At 71.7% G+C, this 16,185-nt stretch carries 14 protein-coding genes; 10 read left to right on the top strand and 4 right to left on the bottom strand.

What is annotated here, in order from left to right:
- The 3 genes from AB0P03_RS16200 (at position 1) to AB0P03_RS16210 (ending at position 3,700) form a co-directional block, all read left to right on the top strand.
- Positions 1-1,215 carry a cytochrome P450 gene (locus tag AB0P03_RS16200; protein ID WP_363629372.1) on the top strand — a complete coding sequence of 405 codons (1,215 nt, stop codon included), beginning with the start codon at positions 1-3 and terminating at the stop codon, positions 1,213-1,215.
- A gap of 49 nt (positions 1,216-1,264) precedes the next feature.
- Positions 1,265-2,263, top strand: a complete 999-nt coding sequence (locus tag AB0P03_RS16205) for an ADP-ribosylglycohydrolase family protein (RefSeq protein WP_363629374.1) — start codon at positions 1,265-1,267, stop codon at positions 2,261-2,263.
- 252 nt (positions 2,264-2,515) lie between these two features.
- Positions 2,516-3,700 carry a serpin family protein gene (locus AB0P03_RS16210; RefSeq protein WP_363629375.1) on the top strand — a complete coding sequence of 395 codons (1,185 nt, stop codon included), beginning with the start codon at positions 2,516-2,518 and terminating at the stop codon, positions 3,698-3,700.
- 78 nt (positions 3,701-3,778) lie between these two features.
- On the opposite strand, the gene AB0P03_RS16215 is transcribed toward AB0P03_RS16210, so the two are convergent.
- The 4 genes from AB0P03_RS16215 to AB0P03_RS16230 all read right to left on the bottom strand — a co-directional run bounded on the left by AB0P03_RS16215 (position 3,779) and on the right by AB0P03_RS16230 (position 8,801).
- Positions 3,779-4,891, bottom strand: a complete 1,113-nt coding sequence (locus tag AB0P03_RS16215; RefSeq protein ID WP_363629377.1) for an ADP-ribosylglycohydrolase family protein — start codon at positions 4,889-4,891, stop codon at positions 3,779-3,781.
- Between the two features lie 42 nt (positions 4,892-4,933).
- Positions 4,934-6,214 (bottom strand): DUF2786 domain-containing protein, encoded by a 1,281-nt coding sequence (locus tag AB0P03_RS16220; protein WP_363580086.1) that lies wholly within the window; start codon positions 6,212-6,214, stop codon positions 4,934-4,936.
- A 101-nt stretch (positions 6,215-6,315) separates the two neighbouring features.
- Complete coding sequence (locus AB0P03_RS16225; protein WP_363629378.1) at positions 6,316-7,947, bottom strand: transporter; 1,632 nt, start codon at positions 7,945-7,947, stop codon at positions 6,316-6,318.
- Complete coding sequence (locus tag AB0P03_RS16230) at positions 7,944-8,801, bottom strand: ABC transporter ATP-binding protein (RefSeq protein WP_363629380.1); 858 nt, start codon at positions 8,799-8,801, stop codon at positions 7,944-7,946. The genes AB0P03_RS16225 and AB0P03_RS16230 overlap by 4 nt, the downstream gene beginning before the upstream one ends.
- 253 nt (positions 8,802-9,054) lie before the next feature.
- Here AB0P03_RS16230 and AB0P03_RS16235 point away from each other — a divergent pair, with 253 nt between their 5' ends.
- The 7 genes from AB0P03_RS16235 (at position 9,055) to AB0P03_RS16265 (ending at position 16,050) form a co-directional block, all read left to right on the top strand.
- Positions 9,055-9,618, top strand: coding sequence for a DUF1707 and DUF4190 domain-containing protein (locus tag AB0P03_RS16235; RefSeq protein WP_363580092.1), 564 nt, complete (start codon positions 9,055-9,057; stop codon positions 9,616-9,618).
- A gap of 421 nt (positions 9,619-10,039) precedes the next feature.
- Complete coding sequence (gene rpsL, locus AB0P03_RS16240) at positions 10,040-10,411, top strand: 30S ribosomal protein S12 (protein ID WP_014144289.1); 372 nt, start codon at positions 10,040-10,042, stop codon at positions 10,409-10,411.
- Positions 10,412-10,413: 2 nt separating this feature from the next.
- The gene (gene rpsG / locus AB0P03_RS16245) at positions 10,414-10,884 is read left to right on the top strand and encodes a 30S ribosomal protein S7 (protein ID WP_148644378.1); all 471 of its coding nucleotides are present in this window, start codon (positions 10,414-10,416) and stop codon (positions 10,882-10,884) included.
- A 39-nt stretch (positions 10,885-10,923) separates the two neighbouring features.
- Positions 10,924-13,029: an elongation factor G gene (fusA, locus tag AB0P03_RS16250; RefSeq protein ID WP_063348955.1), complete on the top strand. Its 2,106-nt coding sequence runs from the start codon at positions 10,924-10,926 to the stop codon at positions 13,027-13,029.
- 234 nt (positions 13,030-13,263) lie between these two features.
- Positions 13,264-14,457, top strand: coding sequence for an elongation factor Tu (gene tuf / locus AB0P03_RS16255; RefSeq protein ID WP_031063092.1), 1,194 nt, complete (start codon positions 13,264-13,266; stop codon positions 14,455-14,457).
- A 175-nt stretch (positions 14,458-14,632) separates the two neighbouring features.
- Complete coding sequence (locus AB0P03_RS16260) at positions 14,633-15,622, top strand: glycosyltransferase family 2 protein (RefSeq protein WP_363580094.1); 990 nt, start codon at positions 14,633-14,635, stop codon at positions 15,620-15,622.
- On the top strand, positions 15,619-16,050 hold the full coding sequence (locus AB0P03_RS16265) for a GtrA family protein (RefSeq protein ID WP_363580096.1): 432 nt from the start codon (positions 15,619-15,621) through the stop codon (positions 16,048-16,050). The genes AB0P03_RS16260 and AB0P03_RS16265 overlap by 4 nt, the downstream gene beginning before the upstream one ends.
- The last annotated feature ends 135 nt before the right edge of the window (positions 16,051-16,185 follow it).

Here is a 16,185-nt window from a genome sequence, read left to right on the forward strand (position 1 = left end):
ATGACGACGACGGCGAAGTTCGACCCCTGGGCGGCGGCGTTCGTGGCCCACCCGTACGACGCGTACGCCGAGTTGCGCGAGCACGCGCCGGTGACGTACTTCGAGCCGACCGGGCAGTGGCTCGTCTCGCGGCACGAGGACGTCAGCGCGCTCCTGCGCGACCGGCGGCTCGGGCGCACCTACACCCACCGCTTCAGCCACCAGGAGTTCGGGCGGCCCGAACCCGACCCGGCGCACGAGCCCTTCCACACCCTCAACGACTTCGGGCTGCTCGACCTGGAGGCCCCCGACCACACCCGGATCCGCCGGCTGGTCTCCAAGGCCTTCACCCCGCGCATGGTCGAGGGCCTGCGGCCGACCGTCCAGCGGCTCGCCGGGGAACTCGTCGACGGCCTGCTCGCGGCCGGCGGCGGCGACCTGATCGCCGCCGTCGCCGAGCCACTGCCGGTCGCCGTGATCGCCGAGATGCTCGGCGTGCCGGAGGGCGACCGGCACCTGCTGCGGCCCTGGTCCGCCGACATCACCGGCATGTACGAGCTCAACCCGAGCGAGGAGGCCGCCCGCAAGGCCGTCACCGCGAGCACCGAGTTCTCCGACTACCTGCGCGCCCTCATCCGCGAACGCCGCACCGCCCCCGGCACCGACCTGATCAGCGCGCTGATCCAGGCCCAGGAGGGCTCCGACGCGCTCAGCGAGCAGGAGATGATCTCCACCTGCGTGCTGCTGCTCAACGCCGGCCACGAGGCGACCGTCAACACCACCGGCAACGGCTGGTGGGCGCTGTTCCGCAACCCCGGCGAACTCGCCCGGCTGCGCGGCGCGACCGACGCGCTCCTGCCCACCGCCATCGAGGAGCTGATGCGCTGGGACACCCCGCTGCAGCTGTTCGAACGGTGGGTCCTGGAGGACATCGAGCTGCGCGGCGTCACCATCCCGAGCGGCTCCGAGGTCGCCCTCCTCTTCGGCTCCGCCAACCGCGACCCCGAGCGCTTCACCGACCCCGACCGCCTCGACCTCGGCCGCACCGACAACCCCCACATCACCTTCGGCGCCGGCATCCACTTCTGCCTCGGCGCCCCGCTCGCCAGACTGGAACTCACCGAGTCCTACGGCGCCCTCCTGCGCCGCGCCCCCGGCCTGCGCCTGGCCCGCGAACCGGAGTGGAACCCGGGCTACGTGATCCGGGGCCTCAGGGAACTGGTGGTCGAGGTCTAGATCGAGGGCTGGGACAGGTCGGGGTCGGTTCGAGGAACGGGGGAGAGCTGTGGGCAAGGCGACGGGGTCACTGCTGGGGCTGGCGATCGGGGATGCGATCGGCCGGGTGACCGAGTTCAAGACGGTAGGGATGATTGCCGACGACCACCCGGACTGGCGGCAACTTCCGCTGCCCCCAAGGGCGCTGGTCACCGACGACACCCAGATGACCCTCGCCCTCGGCCGTGGTCTGCGCATTGCCCTGGAGCGCGGGCCGCTGACCCCGCTACGGCTGGAGCGGCCCGTTCGCGAGGAGTTCGTCGACTGGTGGCGCTCCCCGCAGAACAACCGTGCTCCCGGCATGACCTGCCTGCGCGCCTGCGAGCGGCTGAGCCGCCCCGCGTACCGCTGGCAGCAGGCGAGCGACGTCGGCTCCAAGGGCTGCGGCGCCAACATGCGGGTCGCTCCGGTCGGGCTGATCCGCGAACTCGACGCCCGCCAGCTCGCGGGCGCCGCGCAGTTGCAGTCCGCGCTCACCCACGGGCACCCGACCGCACTCGCCGCCAGTGACCTCACCGCGTACGCCATCCGCAAGCTCGCCGAGGACGTTCCGCCGGCCGGCCTGCCCGCGGTGCTGCGGGCGTACGCGCTGGCGAGCCGCGAGCGGTACGACGAGTTCTGGCTCGGCGACCTCGCCGCGCGCTGGCACGGCCACTCGCCGCAGGACGTCATCGCCCGCGGCTGGGACGACTGCCTGGCCGTGCTCGACCGGCTGGACGCCGCGCTCGCCGCGCCCGACGTCGAAGCGGACCCGTGTCTGGCCACCGGTGAGGGCTGGGTCGCCGAGGAGGCCTTCGCCACCGGCCTGCTCTGCTTTCTGCTGCTGCCGGACGACCCGGTGGCCGCCGTCCGCCGGGCCGCCTACTCCAGCGGCGACTCGGACTCCCTGGCCTGTCTGACCGGCGCCTTCGCCGGGGCCCGTCACGGGGAGTCGGTCTGGCCGCAGGAGTGGGTGGAGCGGATCGAGTACCGGGACGAGCTGCTCGAGCTCGGGGCGCTCTGGGACTGAGCTCCACGACCTGCGCTCTGGGACTGAGCTCCACGACCTGCGCTCTGGGCCCGGGCGGAACCGGGTTCGGGGGTGGTGCGTCGAAGGGCCATGACGAAGCGCAGCACCGCAGGGCATGGCCGTTCCCGCCGTCGGGTGGGGCTGCTTCTCGCCGCCGGGTTGGCCGTCGGCCCGGCGCTGGCCGGGTGCGGGAGTGCGGCGGGCGGGGGGCCCGTGGTGGTGCGGGCCTCGACGTCGGGGAGCCGGGCGGCGGTGGATCCGGGGCAGGTGGCGGCGGTGGCGGCCGGGACCAGCGCCTTCGGGCTGGACCTGCTGCACGCGCTGACCGCGACACCGGACGGGGCGGGGCGCAACGTCGTGGTCTCGCCGGCCGGGCTGGCGAGCGTGCTCGGGATGCTGCTGCCGGGGGCGCGCGGCGCCACCGCCGAGGAGTTGGCCAAGGCCCTGCACACCGGGCTCGACCCGCGACAGTACGCCCTCGCCGTCGGCGCGCCGGACCGCGGGAGCCGGGCCGGCGGCGACCAGGTCGTCCTGCGCCGGTCCGACGACCTGTGGACGCAGCAGGGCCTGGCCGTCGCCCCGGAGTACCTGGACACGCTCGCCGCCGCCTTCGACACCGGCGTGCACCCCGTCGACTTCGCCAAGGACCCGGCCGACGCCTGCAGGAGCATCAACGCGGCGGTGGAGAAGGCCACCGAGGGGCGGATCAAGGAACTCTTCGGCCCGCGACAGATCACCGCCGACACCCGGCTGGCACTCACCGACGCGCTCTACCTGAAGGCGGCGTGGGCCTCCGGGTTCAAGCCCGCGAACACCTCCGAGCGCCCCTTCCACCGGCTGGACGGCTCCACCCCGTCGGTGAGCACGATGAGCCGCACCGGCACCCTCCGGTACGCCGAGGGTTCCGGCGGCATCGTCGGCGAACCCTGGCAGGCCGTCGAACTCCCTTATGCGGGAGGCGGGTTGGCGATGGACCTGATCGTCCCCGCGCAGGGCGGGTACACGGCCTTCAGCAAGGGCCTGGACCAGGCCCAGCTCGACCGGATCCTCGGCGGGCTCGACGAGCGGTCCGTCGACCTGACCCTGCCGCGGTTCCACTTCGACACGGCCAACGACCTCGTCCCCGCCCTGCGCTCACTCGGCGTCAAGGCGGCCTTCGAAGCGCCCGACTTCACCGGCATCACCGGCATCACCGGCATCACCGCCAAGGAGCCGCTCGGTCTGGGCGCGGTGGTGCAGAAGGCCACCGTCGAGGTGAACGAGGACGGTACGGTCGCGGCGGCCGGCAGCGGCGCCGGGGTGGCGGCGATGGCAGCGCCGGCCGCGCCGGAGTCCGTCCAACTGCACATCGACCGGCCGTTCCTGTTCCTGATCCGCGACACCGCCGACGGGCGGCCGCTGTTCCTCGGCCAGGTCACCGACCCGCAGGCGTCCTGAGCCGACCCGCAGGCGCCCTGAACCGACCCGCGGACGAAGCGGGCGAAGTGGGCGAAGCAGCCGGAGGAGGACCGGGCGTCACCAGGCCGGGTAGCGCCCGCCGAGCGCCGGGTGGGCCGGGTCGCGGCTGCCGAACAGCACCAGCAGGTCGTCCGCGACCCGCAGCAGTTCGGCCCGGCCCTCGACCGCCCCCGCCCACTCGGCGGGCAGCGCCGAGGCGCCGTACGCGGCGCCGACCAGGTTGCCGCAGACCGCGCCGGTGGAGTCGCTGTCCCCGGAGTGGTTCACCGACAGCAGCAGCGCGCTGCGCACCGGGTCGGGTTCGAGGGTGGTCGCCAGCAGCGAGTACACCGCGATGGCCAGGCACTCCTCGGCGATCCAGCCGAGCCCGACCCGCTCCACGGACTCCGCCGTCGGCTGCGACTCCTGGGCCACCCGGACGGCCCGGGCCAGCGCCTGCACCGTCTCCTTGGACCCCGGCAGCTCGCGGATCTGCTCCACGGTCTCGCCGACCGCCGCCCACGGCTCGGTCCCGTTGGCGAGCCGCTCGACCAGCGCCGCGAAGGCGCCCGCCGAGAGGTAGCCGGTCGGGTGCCCGTGGGTGATCTGGGCGCACTGCACGGCCAGCCCGAAGGACAGCTCGACGCCGAGCCGTGCCAGCCCGAACGGCGCCGAGCGCATCACCGTGCCGCAGCCCTTGGAGCCCGGGTTGATCGGCCCCGGCTGCCCGATCACGGACGGCGACTCGAACTCCGGGTGCTCGGACACCCCGCTCATGCAGGCGTTGCCGGGCGCCCGCGACGCGTACAGGAAGGGCCTGGTCAGCAGCCAGCCGTCGTACGGGCGGGGCTGCGGCGCGGTGTCCGGCGAGCCCTGGCGCTGGGTCAGCAGCCAGCGCCGGTACGCGGCGTGGACGGCCTCCGGCACCGAGCCGCCGCCGCCCGTCCAGCCGCGGACGAACGCGCGGATCAGGCCCTCGGCGGTGAACAGGGTCATCTGGGTGTCGTCGGTGACTTCGACCGGCCCGGCGCCGGCCGGCAGCCCGGTCACGCCGTCCGGCCCGTACCGCTGCTGGATCTGCTGGAGCTGCTGGAACTCCACCGGCCAGCCCAGCGCGTCGCCGACGGCCCCGCCGAGCAGCGCCCCGCGCACCCGGTCGCGGTATCCCGATTCGGCCGCCGACTCCGTCACGTCGATCCCCCTTGGTTCATGGCGGGATCCGTTCTATCAGGTCTACCGGCGGATCTGCCCGGCGCGCCCGTGCAGCGCGGCGCGGTCGGCGGCGGCGCGCCCGGCCGCCCAGCCCACGCCGTCGCTCACCCGGACCCGCTGCGAGACCAGCTTGGGGAACAGCCGGCCGACCTCGTCGTCCACCGCCTCGGAGCGGGCCGCGAGCGCGGGCAGCAGCCGTTCGTCGGGCAGCAGCTGCTCCTCGGTGCCGTCCTCGCGCAGGTGCCGGCCGGCCGCGGCGGCGCTGGTCGCGCGCTCGGTGGCGGCGGTCAGCCGCTCGCGGATCCGCGCCGCGTACGCGACCAGGAAGGAGTGCCGGAACGCCTTGCTGCGCGAGTCCCGGCGGGAGCCGGCCTTGTTGAGCGCGTGGGTGGCCTGCACCAGCAGCGAGGTGTAGAGCAGCTCGACGCCGTCCAGGTCGCCGTCGAAGCCGACGACGGTGCAGAACCCGAACTCCTTGGCCCACACCGCCCGGCACCGGTTGGCCGCCGCGACGGCGTCCAGCAGCATCGTCTTGGGGCTCTCGTACGGGTTGTCCACGCCGATCCGCAGCGCCGCCGGGGTGTTCCGGTCGTCGCCGGTGGCGGCCAGCAGCGCGTCGTCGATGCTGTGCTGGGCCATCAGCTGCTGGGCCTTGGCGGTGAGCGCCTCGGCCTCCTCCGGGTACTCGGTGGACTCGGCCTTGGCCAGCAGCGCCCGGATCCGGGCCAGCATCCGCGGCTCGCCGGCCTGCGGGCCGGCGGCGCGTTCGGCCTGCGGCCGCCGGCCGGGCGCGGGGCCGACCGGGGAGATCGGCGGCAGCCGGCCCCAGGTCCGCAGCAGCTCCAGGGCGGCGGTGGCGAGCGCGAAGCGGTCCAGCCGGTGCCGGTCGGCGAAGGCGCCGAGGTACTGCTCGTCACCCGGCCACCACACCTCGGCCTCCAGCTCGCGCAGCTGCTCGTGCCAGCGCCGGTCGAGGGCGGCCGCGGGGTGCCGACGGCCCTCGGCGGCGATCAGGTCCACCGCGAGGGCCAGGTGGACGGGCTTCAGCCCGCGTCGGACCACCCGGGCCAGGTCGGCCGGACGCCACCCGGCGGACCAGCAGCGGCCGACGGCGGTGTCCGCGTACCCCAGCAGGGCCCGGCTGACCGCCGGCCACTGCCCGGCCGAGGCGGCGAGCAGCGACGCCCCGGTGTCCAGAGCGAGGTCCAGCGTCTCGTCCGGGGCCGTCAGCACCGATCGCACCGCCTGCTCCAGCAGTGGGCCGGCGCCCCCGTCCCCGTCCTGCTGCGCGCGCTTGCCCACGGTGTGTCCCTGCTCTCCTCGACGGTCCGGCCCTCCCGCCCATGATGCCGGAGCGCCCGGCCCCTTCGACGGGACCGGGCGCTCCGGGTGACGCAGGCGACTCAGCGCTCGACGGCCTTGGCCAGGATCTCCGGGGCGCGCTCCAGCAGCCGCCCGGCCGCGAAGCGGATGCCGAGGGCGGCGATCAGGGCGCCGTAGAGCGGGCCGACCAGCAGAACCGGCCAGGTCGGGCCGGCGGAGAGCAGCGCCCAGCCGAGATAGCCGCTCACCGGCAGGGAGAGCAACGCCACACCGAACAGCGAGCCGAACTGGTTGACCAGCACCAGGCCGCCCTGCCCGGGGGCGGCGTTGCGCATCGGGTTGCTGTCGGCCGGCATGGTGTACGGCGCGAGCACGCTGAGCGTCGCGCCGAGCGCGACGCCGCAGCCGAGCAGGGCGAGCGCGAGGCCGAGTGCGGACGGCAGGCCGGCCCAGTCGCCGGTGGCGGCGGCCAGCACGGGCCCGAGCACCAGCGTCACCGGAACGGCGTACGACAGCACCGCGTAGGCCCGGCCGCGCAGCTCGTCCCGGGCGTCGGCCGGGGTGAGCAGGGTGGCGGCGACCATCCAGAACGCCGAGCCGTCCATGCCGAACAGGTTGAGCATCTGCAGCCCGAGGAACATCCCGGTCATCGCCAGCAGGTAGACGCTCGACCAGCCCTGGACCATCGACAGCACGCAGATCACCAGCGTCATGCCGATGCTGGTGAACACCGCGGCCTTGGCCCGCGGCTCCCGCCAGGCGTACCGGAGGTGGCGCTGCATCACCGCGCCGACCCGGCCCTCGGGCAGGAGGCTCCAGCCGCGCGAGCTCTGCACGCCGCGGGCCACCTCCAGGGTGGAGGAGTCGGCGGTGACCATCAGCTCCTGGAGGCTGCCGCGCCACCAGCGCAGCAGCAGGGCGAGCAGCGCCGCGGCCGCGGCGAGCTGGAACAGCGCCAGCCCGTACCGCCCCTCGCCGGCGGTGCGGGCCGCGTCCGCCGCGCCGACCGGCGGCAGCCAGCGCAGCACGGAGGCGATCGGCGCCAGCGGGCTGAGGTCGAGGTGGTCCCCGGGCCGGCCGAAGACGCTCTGCGAGCCGACGTTGGCGGCCTGCACGAGCAGGGCGAACAGCAGTCCGCCGAAGATCGCGAAGTCCTTGCCGCGCCGGCTGGAGAGCATCCGGGCGTTGCCGGCGGCGACCGCCCGGGAGAGCGTGACCAGGCAGAGCACGGCCAGCGGGACGCCGACCAGCGCGGCCGCGGCCGAGGCACCGCCGTTGGCGCCGGACAGCGCCGCGCCGGTCACCAGCACCAGGCTGACCAGCGGGCCGGGCCCGATCAGCGCGGCCAGCAGTGAGCCGCGCAGCAGCGGGCCGGGCCGCAGCGGGAGCATGGTGAGCCGGGTCGGGTCGGCGCTCTCGTCGCTGGAGAAGAGGAACAGCGGCAGCGCCGCCCAGCCGAGGGTGAGCACGCCGAGCAGCATCACCCCGGCGTCCCCGGAGCCGTCGAAGCGCCCGTTCATCATGGCGAGGGCGAAGGCGATGCCGGCCGCGAAGGCCAGACCGAGGACGCCGCCGATGACGTACACGGCGGTCCGGCCGGGGCTGCGCCGCAGGCCGTTGCGCAGCAGCCGCAGCTTGAGCGCCACCAGGGCGCGGACCACCGTCCGCCCGTCGGGCACCGGGGTACGGGCGGCTGCGGGGGCGGTGCTCACTGCCCACCCCCGAGCTGCCCGCCCCCGAGCTGCGCGCCGGCCTGCCCACCGGCCTGTCCGCCGAGCCAGCCGAGCGCCTGGCCGTCGTCCTCGCGGACGCCGATCAGGCCGAGGAAGGCCTCGTGGAGGCTGCGCCCGCCGCGCACGGTGTCCAGCGGGCCGTGGGCGATCACCCGGCCGGCGTTGACCACGGCGACCCAGTCGCAGAGCTGTTCGACCAGTTCCATCACGTGGCTGGAGAAGACCACCGTGGATCCGGCCGCCGCGTACCGCTTGAGCACGCCGCGGATGGTCTGCGCGGAGACCGGGTCGACGCCCTCGAAGGGCTCGTCGAGGAACAGCACGTCGGGGTTGTGCAGCAGCGCGGCGGCCAGACCGATCTTCTTGCGCATGCCGGTGGAGTAGTCGGCGACCAGCTTGTCGGCGTCGCGGGCGAGGTCCAGGACGGCCAGCAGTTCCTCCGCGCGGCGGTCCACCTCGGCGCCGGGCAGGCCGCGCAGCCGCCCGTTGTACTGCAGCAGTTCGCGGCCGCTGAGCCGCTCGAACATCCGCAGCCCCTCGGGCAGGATGCCGATCCGGGCCTTGACCGCGACCGGGTCGGCCCAGACGTCGCCGCCGTGGATGAGGACGGTGCCCTGGTCGGGCCGGAGCAGGCCGGTGGCCATGGACAGCGTGGTGGTCTTGCCGGCGCCGTTCGGGCCGACCAGGCCGATGAAGGAGCCGGCCGGGAGCTCCAGGCTGAGTCCGGCGACGGCGGCCTGGCCGCCGAAGTGCTTCCACAGCCCCTGGATGCTGACGGCGGAGGGGGGAACGGGTACGGGGCGGTCGGACGGCGGCGGCGCTGACGCCTGCATGGCGGCCTTCTCTGTTCGCTGGCGGATGGGTGTCTCGGACTCAGCCTGTCACTGCGGAAACGGACTGTCTCCCGAGTTGAGGATCCCCTGAGAGAGTGGGCCGAACGGGTGAGGCGCGCCGTCCGGACGGCGCGTTACGGCGGGTGCCGGGCTGGAATTGGCAACTACTCAGCTGCGCCGTTCGTCCTGCACTATGAGGGGCAGTGAGGGACAGCGAGGGGCGCGGGGCCGCGCCGGGTGCCGGGAGGTGCGGATGGCCGTTCAACCGTGGGGAGCCTCGGGCCCCGGCGAGCCGGATCGCCGCGGGGACCGGCAGCCCCAGCCCGTCCCGCAGTCCGTCCCGCAGCCCGGGTTCCACACGGGGATGCGCGCCGGGCACGCGGACCGGGATCGGACGATCGACGTGCTGAAGGCCGCGTTCGCCGAGGGCCGGCTCTCCGCCGAGGAGTACGAGCAGCGCCACGAGCAGGCCTCCGTCGCGCAGACCTACGGCCAGCTGGCCGGGCTGGTGTCCGACCTGCCCTCCGGCCCGATGCCGGCGCCGATGGCCTTCGCCGCCCCGCCCGTCCCGGCGACCTTCCTCCCGCCGCCTCCGCCGCCGGTTCGCTCCACCAACGGGCTGGCGGTCACCTCACTGGTCTTCGGCCTGACCGGCCTCTCGCTGCCCGCAGTGGTCGTCGGGCACATCGCGAAGGCCCAGCAGAGCAGCCACGACCGGGCCGGCGACTGGGTTTCCACCCTCGGCCTGCTCTTCGGCTACGCGGGCTGCGCGCTCTGGACGCTGCTGCTCCTGGTGATGCTGCAGGTGCCGGTCTGAGCGGGCCGCCCCGGGCGCGTCCCGCCCCGGTGGCGGCGGTCGGCGGGCTGTGGTAGAGCGGGTGGAGGGCGGCCCGACACCGGGTGGTCGCGTCCGGGACACTCCCGGGACATCCGGCCGAAGGTCGCGACCTGCGGCGTTGCATTTGTTTTGACCGCGCCCGATGCGCTAGGTACGCTCTGACCTTGTGCCTGGGGTGTCCCCGGGTCCTTGTGCGTGCATGCACACCGGTCGCCGCGCCGAGCCGGAGCGCCTTCCAGCGCCCCGCGCGTTGAGCGCCGTCGCTGTACATCAGCTCATGGGATTCCGTGTCGGAATAAGCCCAACACACCCGACCGCGTGGGTCGACCACGGGGCCGTGTGCGGGGGATCACCGCAGGTTAGTTTTACCAAGCCTTGGCACACAGAAAACGGAGAAACGGTGCCTACGATCCAGCAGCTGGTCCGAAAGGGCCGGCAGGACAAGGTCGAGAAGAACAAGACTCCCGCGCTGAAGGGTTCCCCGCAGCGTCGTGGGGTCTGCACGCGTGTGTACACGACCACCCCGAAGAAGCCGAACTCGGCTCTCCGCAAGGTCGCCCGTGTGCGCCTCACCAGCGGGATCGAGGTCACCGCTTACATCCCGGGCGAGGGCCACAATCTGCAGGAGCACTCCATCGTGCTGGTGCGCGGTGGTCGTGTGAAGGACCTTCCTGGTGTCCGCTACAAGATCATCCGCGGTTCGCTTGACACCCAGGGTGTCAAGAACCGCAAGCAGGCTCGCAGCCGCTACGGCGCCAAGAAGGAGAAGTAAGAATGCCTCGTAAGGGCCCCGCCCCGAAGCGCCCGGTCATCATCGACCCGGTTTACGGCTCCCCGGTCGTCACCCAGCTGGTCAACAAGATCCTGCTGCACGGCAAGCGCTCCACCGCCGAGCGGATCGTCTACGGCGCCCTCGAGGGCGTCCGTGAGAAGACCGGCTCGGACCCGGTCGTGGCGCTGAAGCGTGCGCTGGAGAACGTCAAGCCGGCCCTCGAGGTCAAGTCCCGCCGTGTCGGTGGCGCGACCTACCAGGTTCCGGTCGAGGTCCGTCCGGGCCGCGCCAGCACCCTGGCGCTGCGCTGGATGGTCGGTTACTCCCGCGCCCGTCGCGAGAAGACCATGACCGAGCGCCTGATGAACGAGATCCTCGACGCCAGCAACGGTCTGGGCGCTTCCGTGAAGCGTCGCGAGGACACCCACAAGATGGCCGAGTCCAACAAGGCCTTCGCGCACTACCGCTGGTAGTCCCTACCCCGTCACTAGACAGAGAGAGAACGAGCCACCATGGCTGCAACCTCCCTTGACCTCGCCAGGGTCCGCAACATCGGGATCATGGCGCACATCGACGCGGGCAAGACCACCACCACCGAGCGGATCCTGTTCTACACCGGCGTCTCGTACAAGATCGGTGAGGTCCACGATGGCGCTGCCACCATGGACTGGATGGAGCAGGAGCAGGAGCGCGGCATCACGATCACGTCGGCCGCGACGACCTGTCACTGGACGGTCGACGACGTCGACAACACCATCAACATCATCGACACCCCGGGTCACGTCGACTTCACCGTCGAGGTGGAGCGCTCGCTGCGCGTCCTCGACGGTGCCGTGACGGTGTTCGACGGTGTTGCCGGTGTCGAGCCCCAGTCCGAGACCGTGTGGCGGCAGGCTGACCGCTACGGCGTCCCGCGCATCTGCTTCATCAACAAGCTGGACCGCACGGGCGCGAACTTCTTCTTCTGCGTCAAGACCATCGTGGACCGCCTCGGCGCGACCCCGCTGGTCATGCAGCTCCCGATCGGTGCCGAGGCGGACTTCAAGGGCGTTGTCGACCTTGTCCGCATGAAGGCGCTGGTCTGGTCCGCCGAGGCCGCCAAGGGCGAGATGTACGACATCGTCGACATCCCGGCCGAGCTGCAGGAGCAGGCGAACGAGTACCGCGAGATGCTCCTGGACGAGGTGTCGAACGTCAGCGATGACGTGATGATGCTCGCCATGGAGGGCGAGGACGTCCCCGAGGAGCTGCTGTACGAGGCGATCCGCAAGGGCACCCTGGAGTCGGCCTTCACGCCGATCTTCTGCGGTACCGCGTTCAAGAACAAGGGCGTTCAGCCCCTGCTCGACGCGGTCGTCAAGTACCTCCCGTCGCCGCTGGACATCGAGTCGGTTGAGGGCACCAAGCCCAACGACCCGGAGACCAAGATCACCCGCAAGGCCTCGGACGACGAGCCCCTGGCCGCGCTGGCGTTCAAGATCATGTCCGACCCGCACCTGGGCAAGCTCACCTTCGTCCGGATCTACTCCGGCCGCCTGGAGTCCGGCACCTCGGTGCTGAACGCCGTGAAGGGCAAGAAGGAGCGCATCGGCAAGATCTACCGCATGCACGCGAACAAGCGTGAGGAGATCGAGTCGGTGGGCGCCGGCGACATCGTCGCCGTCATGGGCCTGAAGCAGACCACCACCGGTGAGACGCTGTCCGACGAGAAGGCCCCGGTCATCCTGGAGTCCATGGACTTCCCGGCCCCGGTCATCCGCGTCGCGATCGAGCCCAAGTCCAAGGGTGACCAGGAGAAGCTGGGTGTTGCCATCCAGCGTCTCGCCGAGGAGGACCCGTCCTTCCAGGTCAACACGGACGAGGAGACCGGCCAGACCATCATCGCGGGTATGGGCGAGCTGCACCTCGAGGTGCTGGTCGACCGTATGAAGCGTGAGTTCAAGGTCGAGGCCAACGTCGGCAAGCCGCAGGTCGCGTACCGCGAGACGATCCGTCAGGCCGTCGAGCGCATCGACTACACCCACAAGAAGCAGACCGGTGGTTCCGGTCAGTTCGCCAAGGTGCAGATCGCGATCGAGCCGCTCGAGCAGGCCGAGGGCTACGAGTTCGTCAACCAGGTCACCGGTGGCCGCGTGCCGCGGGAGTACATCCCGTCGGTCGACGCCGGTTGCCAGGAGGCCATGGAGTTCGGCATCCTCGCCGGCTACCCGCTGCAGGGTGTCCGCGTGAAGCTGCTCGACGGCCAGGCGCACGACGTCGACTCGTCCGAGCTCGCGTTCAAGATCGCCGGTTCGATGGCGTTCAAGGAAGGCGCGCGGAAGGCCAAGCCGGTCCTCCTCGAGCCGATGATGGCCGTCGAGGTCACCACGCCCGAGGACTACATGGGCGACGTGATCGGCGACATCAACTCTCGCCGTGGCCAGATCCGGTCCATGGACGAGCGTCACGGTGCCCGCGTCGTCACGGCGCTGGTGCCGCTCTCCGAGATGTTCGGCTACGTCGGTGATCTGCGCAGCAAGACCTCTGGTCGCGCGAGCTACTCGATGCAGTTCGACTCGTACGCCGAGGTTCCGAAGGCCGTGGCGGAGGAGATCATCGCCAAGGCCAAGGGCGAGTAAGGACCGGCGCCAGCCGGCTCCCTACGAGGCCGCGGCTGTCCCGATATTCGGGACGATTGCGAACCCTTAGGCTATTAGGGGGCGTCCCGGGAGGATCCGGTCGGATCCTCCCGGGGGGCCTCCGGCCCCCACCCCGCGGGACGGTGCGAGGTGCTTCCGGCACCTCGGGCCAAACCCGATCAAAGACCAACTGACGTCAGCACGGCGTACAGAACTGTCCTCAGGAGGACTGCAGTGGCGAAGGCGAAGTTCGAGCGGACGAAGCCCCACGTCAACATCGGCACCATTGGTCACATTGACCACGGTAAGACGACCCTTACCGCGGCCATCACCAAGGTGCTGCACGACGCGTACCCGGAGATCAACCCCTTCACGCCGTTCGACCAGATCGACAAGGCGCCGGAGGAGCGGCAGCGCGGTATCACCATCTCGATCGCGCACGTCGAGTACCAGACCGAGGCGCGTCACTACGCCCACGTCGACTGCCCGGGTCACGCGGACTACATCAAGAACATGATCACCGGTGCGGCCCAGATGGACGGTGCGATCCTCGTCGTCGCCGCCACCGACGGCCCGATGCCGCAGACCAAGGAGCACGTCCTCCTGGCCCGCCAGGTCGGCGTCCCCTACATCGTCGTCGCCCTGAACAAGGCCGACATGGTGGACGACGAGGAGATCCTGGAGCTCGTCGAGCTCGAGGTCCGCGAGCTCCTCTCGGAGTACGAGTTCCCGGGCGACGACCTGCCGGTCGTCCGCGTCTCCGCGCTGAAGGCGCTGGAGGGCGACAAGGAGTGGGGCGAGAAGCTCCTCGGCCTGATGCACGCCGTCGACGAGAGCATCCCGACCCCGGCCCGCGCCGTGGACCAGCCGTTCCTGATGCCGATCGAGGACGTCTTCACGATCACCGGTCGTGGCACCGTCGTCACCGGTCGTATCGAGCGTGGCATCCTCAAGGTCAACGAGACTGTCGACATCATCGGCATCAAGGAGACCAAGACCACCACCACGGTCACCGGCATCGAGATGTTCCGCAAGCTGCTCGACGAGGGCCAGGCCGGTGAGAACGTCGGTCTGCTGCTCCGTGGCATCAAGCGCGAGGACGTCGAGCGCGGCCAGGTCATCATCAAGCCGGGTTCGGTCACGCCGCACACCGACTTCGAGGCCCAGTCCTACATCCTGTCGAAGGACGAGGGTGGCCGCCACACCCCGTTCTTCAACAACTACCGCCCGCAGTTCTACTTCCGTACCACGGACGTGACCGGCGTCGTGACCCTCCCCGAGGGCACCGAGATGGTCATGCCGGGCGACAACACCGCCATGACGGTCGCGCTGATCCAGCCGATCGCCATGGAGGAGGGCCTGAAGTTCGCCATCCGTGAGGGTGGCCGCACCGTGGGCGCCGGCCAGGTCACCAAGATCATCAAGTAATTGATGTTCTGACCTGTCTGTCCCGTACAGGCGAACCGAAGGGCTCCGCACACCCAGGTGTGCGGAGCCCTTCGGCCTTCATCAGGCCTTCACCGGCTCTCACGGGCTGCTCATGGCCGGCTGTTATTGTCGGGCGACCGTCCAGCCCGCCGTCGCGGAAAGTGGGATCCAACGCATGCCAACGGCACCACTGTTGTCGGTCGTGATGCCGATCTACAACGAGCAGGAGGCGCTCCCGCTGACCGTCGAGCGGCTGCGGCCGATCCTGGACGGGCTCGGGGTCGACTACGAGGTCGTGGGCGTCGACGACGGCAGCACGGACGCCACCCCCGTCGTCCTGCAGAAGGTCCGGCAGGACTGGCCGGAGTTCCGCATCGTCCGCTTCGCCCGCAACTCGGGGCACCAGGCCGCGCTCACCGCCGGCATCCACCGGGCGCGCGGCGACTACGTGGTGAGCATCGACGCGGACCTCCAGGACCCGCCGGAGAAGATCCCGGAGATGCTCGACCTGGCCCGCGAGCAGGGCTTCGACGTCGTCTACGGCGTGCGCGGGGACCGCGCCACCGACACCGCCTTCAAGCGCCGGACGGCCGGCGCCTACTACTGGCTGATGCGCAAGCTGGTCGGCAAGCGGATGCCCAACCAGGCCGGCGACTTCCGCCTGCTCAGCCGCGCGGCCGTGGAGGCCCTCAAGCAGCTGCCCGAGCACCAGCCCGTCTACCGGCTGCTGGTGCCGTGGCTCGGCTTCCCCAGCGGCGAGGTGGTGTACGTCCGGGAGGAGCGGGTGGCCGGCGGCACCCACTACCCGCTGTCCAAGATGGTCCGGCTCGCGCTGGACAGCGTGACCAACTTCTCCGCCGCCCCGCTGCGGCTGGCCACCTGGCTGGGCCTGGTGAGCTTCGTGGTCTGCCTGGCCCTCGCGGTCTACACCACCCTCTCGTACGCGCTCGGTGCGACCGTGCCCGGCTGGTCCTCGCTGTTCATCGGCATGCTCTTCATCGGCGCCGTACAGCTGATCTGCGTCGGACTGCTGGGGGAGTACGTCGGCCGGATCTACTCGGCGGTGCAGGCCCGCCCGACCTACTTCGTCGGCTACGACTCGGCGGACGACGAACTGGCGCAGGACGCCGCGGCGCAGGACGACGCGCGGGGCCCGGGCCGGTGACCGTCACCGAGGGACCGGCGGAGCCCGTCGAGCCGGCCCCGTCGACCCGCCGCCAGCTGCCGTCCTTCCTGGTCATCGGCGTGCTCAGCACCGTCTTCTACCTGGCGCTGTTCGTCGCCGCGCGGTGGTTCACCGACCCGCAGGCGGCGAACCTGATCGCGCTGGCCGTCAGCGCGGTGGCCAACACCGCGGCCAACCGCCGTTTCACCTTCGGGGTCACCGGCTCGCAGGGCATGGTCCGGCACCAGCTCCAGGGCGCGGTGGCCTTCCTGATCGGGCTCGGCCTGAGCGCGGGCGTGCTCGCCCTGCTGGACCAGGTGGCGCCGAACGCCTCCCGGCCGGTGGAGGTCGCCGGACTGGTCGCCGCCAACGGCCTGGCCACGGTGGCCCGGTTCGTGCTGCTGAAGATCTGGGTCTTCCGGGGCTGAACCGGGGCTGAACGGCGGCCGTTCCCACTGGTTCGCGGACCGCCCACCCGGGCCCCTCAGCCCGTCGTGCCGACGGGCCCCTCGGTATGCTGTGGCTCGTAGCCTGCCCGCTGACGGTAGTGGAAGTCCGCACCC

The organism is Kitasatospora sp. NPDC088779 (assembly GCF_040685395.1).
Classification (GTDB): domain Bacteria; phylum Actinomycetota; class Actinomycetes; order Streptomycetales; family Streptomycetaceae; genus Kitasatospora.